Source organism: Novosphingobium sp. PC22D (assembly GCF_002556635.1).
Classification (GTDB): domain Bacteria; phylum Pseudomonadota; class Alphaproteobacteria; order Sphingomonadales; family Sphingomonadaceae; genus Novosphingobium.
This window is the reverse complement of the sequence record NZ_MWMO01000001.1, coordinates 779490-788089: the sequence shown is the minus strand read 5'-3', so window position 1 is coordinate 788089 and position 8600 is coordinate 779490. Positions and strand designations below refer to the sequence as shown.

Annotated in this window: 8 protein-coding genes; 2 read left to right on the top strand and 6 right to left on the bottom strand. The window is 68.4% G+C overall.

Annotated elements, in window-relative coordinates:
* Positions 1–248 precede the first annotated feature (248 nt).
* Both B2G71_RS24015 and B2G71_RS24010 read left to right on the top strand, forming a co-directional pair.
* On the top strand, positions 249–1676 hold the full coding sequence (locus tag B2G71_RS24015) for a hypothetical protein (protein WP_168176236.1): 1428 nt from the start codon (positions 249–251) through the stop codon (positions 1674–1676).
* A 32-nt stretch (positions 1677–1708) separates the two neighbouring features.
* The gene (locus B2G71_RS24010; RefSeq protein ID WP_168176235.1) at positions 1709–2953 is read left to right on the top strand and encodes a lipopolysaccharide biosynthesis protein; all 1245 of its coding nucleotides are present in this window, start codon (positions 1709–1711) and stop codon (positions 2951–2953) included.
* Here B2G71_RS24010 and B2G71_RS03670 read toward each other — a convergent pair.
* From B2G71_RS03670 to B2G71_RS03645, 6 genes are all read right to left on the bottom strand, one after another.
* The gene (locus B2G71_RS03670) at positions 2908–3921 is read right to left on the bottom strand and encodes an endonuclease/exonuclease/phosphatase family protein (RefSeq protein WP_098104359.1); all 1014 of its coding nucleotides are present in this window, start codon (positions 3919–3921) and stop codon (positions 2908–2910) included. The two genes, B2G71_RS24010 and B2G71_RS03670, sit on opposite strands and share 46 nt — an antisense overlap.
* A gap of 137 nt (positions 3922–4058) precedes the next feature.
* Positions 4059–4892: a hypothetical protein gene (locus B2G71_RS03665; RefSeq protein WP_098104446.1), complete on the bottom strand. Its 834-nt coding sequence runs from the start codon at positions 4890–4892 to the stop codon at positions 4059–4061.
* A gap of 53 nt (positions 4893–4945) precedes the next feature.
* Positions 4946–5311, bottom strand: coding sequence for an EthD domain-containing protein (locus B2G71_RS03660; protein WP_098104358.1), 366 nt, complete (start codon positions 5309–5311; stop codon positions 4946–4948).
* A 19-nt stretch (positions 5312–5330) separates the two neighbouring features.
* Complete coding sequence (locus B2G71_RS03655) at positions 5331–6575, bottom strand: MFS transporter (RefSeq protein WP_168176234.1); 1245 nt, start codon at positions 6573–6575, stop codon at positions 5331–5333.
* 105 nt (positions 6576–6680) lie between these two features.
* On the bottom strand, positions 6681–7184 hold the full coding sequence (locus tag B2G71_RS03650; RefSeq protein ID WP_098104356.1) for a nuclear transport factor 2 family protein: 504 nt from the start codon (positions 7182–7184) through the stop codon (positions 6681–6683).
* 26 nt (positions 7185–7210) lie between these two features.
* On the bottom strand, positions 7211–8389 hold the full coding sequence (locus B2G71_RS03645; RefSeq protein ID WP_098104355.1) for a MaoC family dehydratase N-terminal domain-containing protein: 1179 nt from the start codon (positions 8387–8389) through the stop codon (positions 7211–7213).
* Positions 8390–8600: the final 211 nt, after the last annotated feature.

Sequence of the window (8600 nt, the reverse complement as noted above, 5' to 3'; positions counted from 1 at the left end):
GCTTCGGCCGGGCCAGTGCGGACAGATCCATGAAACCCTCAAGGGATCGGCACCGCCAAGCTCTGCAATTACAGATCCTGAGCCTAGGGCCGAAGATCAGGGTCTGCATCCGTCGCCAGATCGTCGATCGGTGTGACACCCGCATGAAGTCCATGTGACAGCCGTATGAAGATTTCGTCACGCGACTGTCGCCGAGACGCGGTAGCGATGCAAGATCGCATTGGATAACCGCCGGAAAAATGTCCACGATGACAAGTACCGCCTTCCTTCCCGCACTGCTCGCTTCGGGCGGAGACAGCCGGATTTCGGTTCCACGAGGCGCGAACGTCAACCGTTACGGCGCTTCGCCCTTTCCGCGCGCGACTCTCGGCTATGCCTCCTCCACCGCCAACGACATCTCGCTCGACGCTTTCCGGCACCTCGAACGCGTCGCCGCCGCGCTGCCCGCCGGCGCGCTTCAGGACGCCGATCACTATGCCGCCGCGCTCGAGGGCCTGCGCGCGAGATTGCGCGCGCAATGGGCGCTCGACCCGGCCACCGATATGGTCTTCGCGCCCTCGGGCACCGATCTCGAATATGTCGCGCTGGCGCTGGCGGCGGCGCATTCGGCCCGGCCCGTTACCAATCTCCTGCTCGGCGCGGACGAAGTCGGCAGCGGCTGCATCCTCTCGGCGGCGGGGCGTCACTTCGCGAACGAGAACGCGCTCGGCCTGCCGATCGTCAAGGGCGATCCGGTCGAAGGGCTGGGCGACACCCGGCTTGCCGGCATCCCCGTGCGCGAGGCGGGCGAGGCGCTCACGTGTTCCGCGGTGCGCGACGCGATCGACGCCGCCGCGCGCGAGGCGAAGGCGCAAGGCCGGCACTTGCTGGCGCATGTCGTCCACGGCTCGAAGACCGGTCTCGTCCTGCCCGATCTCGGCGCGATCGACGAACTGCTCGACCGCCACGGTCCGGATCTTTCGTTCGTGGTCGACGCCTGCCAGGCGCGGCTCGAAGGGAGCGAACTCCAGGCCTATCTCGACAGGGGCTGCGTGGTGCTCGTCACCGGATCGAAGTTCATGGGCGGCCCGCCCTTCTCGGGCTTCGCGCTCGTTCCACCCGCGCTTGCGCCGCGCGCGCCGCTGCCCGAGGGCCTTGCGCGCGTCTTCCGGCGCGGCGAGTGGCCCGTGGGCTGGCGCGCCTGCACGGCGCTGCCGGTCGACGCCAATCCCGGCCTGCTCTTGCGGCTAGAGGCCTCATTGTTCGAGCTCGAGGCTTTCAACGCCGTTGCCGCCGATGCGCGCGCGCGGGTGATCGGCGCATTCGGCGCGGCGGTGCGGGCGCTCGGCGAGCGGCTCGGCGCGCGGCTTGTGCCGCCGTCGCTGGGCGGCGCCGGACTGCATCTCGCAACGCTCGCCACGCTGGACCTTTCCGCGCTTGCGGGCTCGCCCGACATCGTCGTCGCGCAGCGCTGGCACCGGGTGCTCGCCGCGCGCGGCCTGCGACTGGGCCAGCCGGTCAAGTGCGTGGCGCGCGCGGATGGCGGCTGGGCGGGTACCTTGCGCATCAGCCTGTCGATGCCGCTGATCCGCGAGTTCGCCGCGCTCGCCGCGGACGCCCTTCCCGCGCGCCTCGCCAGCGACATGCGCCGCGTTGCCGAGGTGATCGAGGCAGCGCAGCGCCCCGTCGTCGCTTGAGCGGGCCGGAGCCGAGGTCTATTCGCGCCTGGATGCCCCGGCTTTTTCGCAATATCGGGTGGCTGCTCGGCTCGCGCGGGGTCAACGCGCTGTTCAGCCTCGTCTACCTCGCGCTCGCGACGCGCACGCTCGGGCTCGACGACTTCGGCCGCTTCTCGCTGATCGTTGTGCTCGCGCAGGCGGTGACCGGCTTCGCCACGTTCCAGACCTGGCAGGCGGTGGTGCGCTGGGGCACCGCCGAACGCGAGGTCGACGACGCCCTCGGCTTCGCACTCGCGCTCGATGCGCTGAGCGTGGTCTGCGGCACCGTGATCGCCGCCCTCGTATGCTGGAGCGCGCCGCTCTGGCTGCCGCTCCCGCCCGACCTGCGGCTGCCGGCCTTCGCGCTGTGCCTCGCCGCCCTCCTCGCCATCCGCTCGACGCCGACCGGATTGCTGCGGCTCCACGACCGCTACGGCAAGGCAGCGCTCGCCGAGACCGCGCTGCCCGCCACGCGCGCGGCGGGCGCGGGGATCGCGGCGCTTTTCGCGCCGGGCATCGCCGGCTTCGTCGCGGTCTGGGCACTCGCCGAGATCGCCTGCGCCGCGGCCTTCTGGATCATCGCGCTGCGCGTCCACGGCAAACGGGTGCCGCTGCCGAGCCTGACGCGCCTGCCCGCCCGCCATGCCGACGCCTGGCGCTTCGTGTGGGCGACCAACCTCTCGCGCAGCCTCGCGGTCACCGCCAAGCAAGTGCTGCTGCTGCTCGTCGGGGCGCTGGGCGGCGCGGCGCTCGCGGGCGGCTACCGGGTCGCCTCGCAGCTCGGGCAGGCGCTCGTCCAGCTCGCCGAAGCGGTGGGGCGCGCGCTCTATCCCGAACTCGTGCGCGCGGGCGGCGAGGCGGCGGCGATCACGGCGCGAATGGCGCGGCTGAGCCTTCTGACCGGCGCGCTCGCCGTCGGGTTCGCGTGGCTGCTCGGCGGTGTCGCGCTCGTCTGGCTGGCGGGACCGGGATTCGGCTTCGCGCACGGCGCGATGGTGATTCTCGCGCTCGCCGGCGCGGCCGAGCTCTTCGCCGCGAACTGGGATGCGCTGCTCGTCTCGCAGGCGCGTGCCGGGCTTGCCTTCGCGATTCGTGCGGTGCCGCTGGGACTGGCGCTGGCGGCGATGCCGGGGGCCATGGCGGCCTGGGGGCTCGAAGGCGTGGCGCTCTGCGTGCTGGCCGCGAGCGCGCTGACCGCGGCGGGCTTCGCCTATGTCGTCGGCGCTCGCCCCGGCATGCGCGGCGCGATGCGGTAGCGCACGGTGTACCCCATGTGATCGGAGAGCATTGTACCGTCGGGTTCGGTGCCGAAGGGAATCTGCACGCCGACGGGCCGCACCTTCAGCGTTTCCCCGTCGAGAGCATATTGCAGGTCGCGCCCCCGCTTGCGAATCCAGGCCGCGTCGCGCGACCGGACATGGCCCGAAGCATCGTTTGCCACGCTCTGCGTCAGCGCATCTCGCGGCGCGTCATGCCCCCCCAGGGTACCAAGGGCGCGCGACAGCATCGCGATCCGCGCCGGGCGGTCGCCCCGGTTGAAATCGCCCGCCAGGACCAGCGGCATGCCGCTTTCGCGCACCCGGGCGAGATAGTCGGCGAGGAAGCGCGACTGTCGGGCATAGGCATCGGCGGTGCGCGAGCGCGGCGCGGCCGAGGCGCCGCGGCTGTTGAAATGCGTCGTCGCCACCGCGAGGGTCCTGCCGCCGGGCAGCTCGAGTTCTACGACGAGCACGCCCTTCGCGGCCAGGCAATCGTAGCCCGCGCAGGCGGCGGCGGGGAACGCCGCGCGCGAGACCCGGCGCACCGGGTAGTCGGACAGGACGATCAGCCCGCTGTCGAGCATCGCCGGGACGGTCTCGCCCAGCCGCCAGCTCCGCCCGGCCATCTCGCCATCCCCGGGCGCGCCGCGCACATAGGCACCTTCGACGACGTAACGATATCCCGCCAGCCGGCCGATTGCCTTGGCTTCGGGCGTGAACGCCTCCTGCAGCAGCACGACTTGCGGCTGGCGCCGCTCGGCTCGCATGCGTGCGAGACGGCCGGCGATCGCGCCGAGCGCCGCCGGGCGTCCCTGCGCCAGGGGCCAGGGCATGCCCTTGACGTTGTAGGTGAGCACGTCGAATTCGCCGGACGCGCGCGGAGCGCCTTTGCCGAGCGCCACCGTCAGGTTCGGCGCGGTCGGCTGCGCCACCAGCGCGCCGCCCATCAGCACGCTGAGCCCCATCAGATAGCGCAGACGCGGCCGGCGAGGCCGAGCCGCGACAACTGCTGTCCCTTGTCGCATGCGCCCCCGAAGCCTGGCGATCAAACGGTAGGTTCGCGGCTAGCCGCGAACTGCGACACCGCGATGATGGAACCGCGTCAGTCCTGTGAAATCGACGCGACCGCGACCTCGGGGAGACGGCTGCGCACGACGTCGCGGGTCTTGCGCTCGATCGACCAGAGCACGTCCGGCTCGTCCTGATCGATCGCGATCGCTTGTCCGCCCGTCGGCGTCGCGATCGTGGCGACGTGCTCGAGCACCTTGCCGTTTTCGGGCACGCGCATCGCGTAAAGTTCGCGGGCATCGTGACCGCTGACGTAGAGCAGCCCGTCCGCGCCCCACGAGCCGCCCGAGGAACTCCTCGGCGCAAAGCGCGCGAGCACCGTGTCGGGGAAGGTCCAGATGCCCGTCTCGCGCAAGTGATCGTCCATCCGGACCAGCGTCGTGGCGCGATGATCGCGGCCCTTTTCGCCGCCCTTGCCGTCGTAGTTCGCATAGCAGGCCCACGAGGCGCCGTCGTGGCGCGCGAACCAGGTGAGCGAGCCGTGACCGTGTCCCAGCGGGTCGATCCGCTCGAGCGTCAGCGTCGCCGCATCGAACCAGACGAGTTCGCTCGCCATCGGCGTCGCCGGATAGTTCGAGGAGGCGCAAACCAGCTTCTCGCCCGCCAGCTCGCAGCTATTGAGGTGCGGGAAGCGCTCGGGATCGCCCTGCCAGTGCGCGAGGCGCTCGCCGGTCCGGGCATCGTACTTGCCGATCTCCTGATTGCCGATCGCCCAGAACACGCGCTCGCCGCTCGCGACGCCCTGGTTGGCTTCCTCGGCGGGAAAGCGCGCCTCTTCCTCCGCCGTGAGCTGCAACGGTGCGGCGGCCAGGAGCAGCGGAGCGACAAGAGCGAGCGGGAGGCGCGAGGCGCGAAGACGGGAAGCCATGCGCGCGCCCTGCATCGCGAGTATGACATCCGTGCGACGCAGAAGGCGAAGCCTCAACCGGCCATTTCGGTCTCGCACTCGACCACGGTCGCCATGCGCATGGTCGCGCGGTCGAACAGGTTCGCTTCGTCGGCCACGATCTCGTCGGGCATGACATTGTTGGCGATGTAATCGACCGTGCCGCGCCAGGTCGCCTCGTCATCGAACCACAATTCGGTGACGACGTCGTAGGGAAGTTCCTCGCAAGTCCCGCTTTCGGCGTGCCGCTGGGGTTCCAGATAGCGGCGCAAGTAGCGTGAAACCCCTCGCGAATACTTGAGCGCGAGCGGAACGTGCCTGTTCTCGTAGTAGTCGCGAAAAGCCGCGACGCTCATGCCCGGCTTGCGCTTCATGAACAGCAGGATCTTGTAGACAGGCATCGGCTTCTCCCGGTTGGCGTCACCCCACCTTTTCATGGGTCTTCGACCAGGGCAGCAGCAGGAACAGCAAGCTGCCCACGGCGATCGAAGCGGCGACGAAGTAGAGATAGGGCGAGAAGCTGTCGAACAGCGCCAGCGAGCGGCTGATCCCCAGCGCCCCCAGCGCCGAGGCAAGGAAGGAAACGCAGTACACGAGGCCGAGCGTCGAATTGTAGATCCGCAGCTTGAAATAGCGCGCCACGAGGTAGGAGATGAGATCGCTCTCGGCCCCGACCGAAAGGCCGACGAGGAACATCGCGAAGCTGATCACCGCGACGGTATCGAGATCCGATCCCAAGAGGAAAAACCCCAGTGAAGGCAATACCATGGAGAGCGTCGTCACGATCGGCGTGGCGAAGCGGTCCAGTGCGAGCCCGCAGGCGATCCGCCCGACCACCGTGCCGGCGGCATAGAGCGTGACGATGTTGGCGGCGGTCTGTGCGCTGATCCGCTGGTCGACCAGCATCAGGTTCATCTGCGAGGCATGGAGCGGGGTCTGCAACAGGCACAGGAACATGCCGAGAAACACGATCCAGAACACCCCGCTGGTCAGGATCGCGCGATAGTCCTCACGTGCGGGGCGGTGGACTTCGGCTGTCGCGGGATAATCCGGCACGTTCGCGCCCGGTTCGGGCTCGTGCCCCGCGCCCGACCCCGCCGGGATCAGCGCGATGGCGACGATCCCCGCGATCAGCGTGAGCAGGCCAAGGCCGAGATAGGCCGGCCGCCAGCCGTAGTGCTCGATGAACCAGTTCGTCGCGGGGACCAGCAGGATCGCCAGCACCGCCGGAACGCAATTGACGATGGTCAGCGCCAGTCCCGTCGCCCGTTCGAAATTCTCGGCGATGAGGCGGGTGTAGACCAGAGGGCTGGTCAGGCTTCCGACCGCCAGCACCAGTGTCGAAACGGTGGCGAAGAACGCGAAAGCGCCGGTCTGGAACGCGTATCCGACAAAGCAGAGCGGCACCAGGATCGTGCCGAGGATCGCGATGCGCCGCACGCCGAACTTGTCGGTGAAGCGGCCGATGAAGGGCAGCACCAGCAACGTCGAGAGCATCGTCAGCCCGATCAGCGCGAACTGCGAGCGCGACCAGCCGAACTCGGCGACGAGGTGCGGCGCGAAAACCGAATTCGTATAGGCGAACAGCGGCAGGCTGGTGCCCGCCCCGATGCTCGCCGCCGCCAGGGGACGGGCGTTGCGGCGTAATTCGCCGATATAGCTCACGCGGCTTTCTCCCTCTTGCAGCCGCGCATTTTCGCCGCTTGCCCCAGACGCCTACCACTGACCGGCGCGAACCGCCTTGTCGATATCCGACTTGCGCGGCTTTTTCTAAAGTTTGTCGAGCACGCCGATGCGGCCCGCCTCGCCCTCGCCCCGGATCGAAACGAGATCGAGCTGGAACGCGATGTCGTCCATCGGCGTCTGCACTTTCGGGTTGCCGGTCCAGAACACCACGCGGCACACGCGCTTGGCGATACGCCAGCCCGCATCCGTGCGCACCCAGGTATCGTCATACGTACCGCTGCCGTCCCACACCGGCGGATTGCCCGCCGCATGGCGGATCAGCCGCCACATGCCGTAAGTATGCGAGTTCGCGCGGTCGCCCTCGACCGCGACAAGGTGGTTGGTCATCACGTGCTGGGTCGCGTCGAACAGCTCGTGAAAGCTGCCGAAGTCGCGCTTGAAGCTGGCGCGATCGGTCCAGTGCGACGTGGCGCCGTAGTCCACGTCGCAATCCGCGGTGAAGACGCGATCGAACAGGTCCCAGCGCCGCGTATCCATCGCGAGGCCATAGAGATTGATCCGCTCGATGATGTCCTCGCGGTCGGCCATGTCCTGCTCCCGTTCCGTCCGGCCGGTCAGCGCGGCAGCGAGACTTGCGCCGTCCCCTTGAGGATGGTCGAACCCTCCTGCGTCGTCATCTTGGTCTGCACCGTGACGACGGGCATGCCGTATGGCGAGGTCTCCTGCTTGTCGATCACCTCGCCGTCGATGTAGGTCACGTCACCCTCGAACGCGGGCGAGCGGAACTGCGTCTTGGAATGCCAGATGTAGCCCTCGTGCCCGGCCCAGTAGGCGACCGTATCGAGGTGCCAGGCGTTCATCGACGAGCCGTAACCGTAGACACCGCCCATGCCGACCTTCTCACCCTTCTCGGCATTGATATGGCCCGAACTCGGCCCATGGAACAGGCCGTCGCCGTGGCGCGGGTCGATCTTGCGCGCCTCGAAGTCGTAGCTCATGTCCGAACCGAAACCCGCGTCCTCGGTCGCCGGATCATGGATGCCCTCGGGCGGATTCCAGCGCCAGGTGCCCCAGATGTTCTGCTTGTGCGCCCGGCATTCGAGCGCGAAGGTCACGCGGCTGTGCGGGCCGATCACGCGGGTCGGCAGCGTATCGCCGACCTTCACGTCGGCAAAGCGCGGCGAAATCCCGTCGCGGTTCGACTTGATCCACTGGAGGCGCAACGCGTTCACTTCCTCCAGCTCGGCGCGGGTCCACAGCTTGGGCGGCGCGTTGCCCTTGTCGTAGACCTTGCGCTTGGCGGCTTCTTCCACGAGGTAGCGGATCGAGGTCGCCCGCTCCTTGGCGACGAGCGCGCCGTGCTGATTGCGGTGGACGGTATCGCCGTCCGCGAACATCGTCGGGCCGGCAAAGGCCGTGTCGGTGACCTTGTAGCCGGCGAACATGCGTTCCTGCGTCAGCTTGTCGCCGGGGCGGATCGGATTGCCGTAGAACCACCACTCCTCGCCCGCAAAGATCAGGTGCGAGCCCGGAATCTTGCCGACGCACGAAGGATGGCAGCCGTGCCCGTAGTCCATCGCCACGGTGAAGCTCTGCGGCGCGACGATCCCGCCGAACTTCGAATCGCGGGCGAAGACCTCATCCCAGTGGAGCGGATTGGCGTAGTCCATCGCCTGGACCCAGCGGCGGATGTCGGTGGCGCTGCAAGGGTCCCAGAACTCGGCGAATACGATCGGCTTGCCGATCCACTTGTCGACATCGCTGGTATCGAGGGTGACGTCGCCTTCAGCCATTGCAGTTCTCTCCCGGTCATCGGATGACCATGCCATTGTCGAAAGCCATCCAAGGCGCTCTCGTCCGGATGCGCAAGGCGCTCGGCAGGAGGTGCAAGCCCGATTGCGCGTGCAGTACAGCAGTCCGCTCGGGCGATACTTGCATGGCGCGGACCACCAGCGTTTCGACATGCAGGGCCGGTTTGGCTAGCCAGACCCGGCAAACGCGAAT

Bases quoted from the DNA above. Each gene is read 5' to 3' on its own strand.
- B2G71_RS03660 (WP_098104358.1), bottom strand. From the start codon at position 5,311: ATGCCTGTCTACAAGATCCTGCTGTTCATGAAGCGCAAGCCGGGCATG.
- B2G71_RS03670 (WP_098104359.1), bottom strand. From the start codon at position 3,921: ATGGGGCTCAGCGTGCTGATGGGCGGCGCGCTGGTGGCGCAGCCGACC.
- B2G71_RS03645 (WP_098104355.1), bottom strand. From the start codon at position 8,389: ATGGCTGAAGGCGACGTCACCCTCGATACCAGCGATGTCGACAAGTGG.
- B2G71_RS24010 (WP_168176235.1), top strand. From the start codon at position 1,709: ATGCCCCGGCTTTTTCGCAATATCGGGTGGCTGCTCGGCTCGCGCGGG.
- B2G71_RS03665 (WP_098104446.1), bottom strand. From the start codon at position 4,892: ATGGCTTCCCGTCTTCGCGCCTCGCGCCTCCCGCTCGCTCTTGTCGCT.
- B2G71_RS24015 (WP_168176236.1), top strand. From the start codon at position 249: ATGACAAGTACCGCCTTCCTTCCCGCACTGCTCGCTTCGGGCGGAGAC.
- B2G71_RS03650 (WP_098104356.1), bottom strand. From the start codon at position 7,184: ATGGCCGACCGCGAGGACATCATCGAGCGGATCAATCTCTATGGCCTC.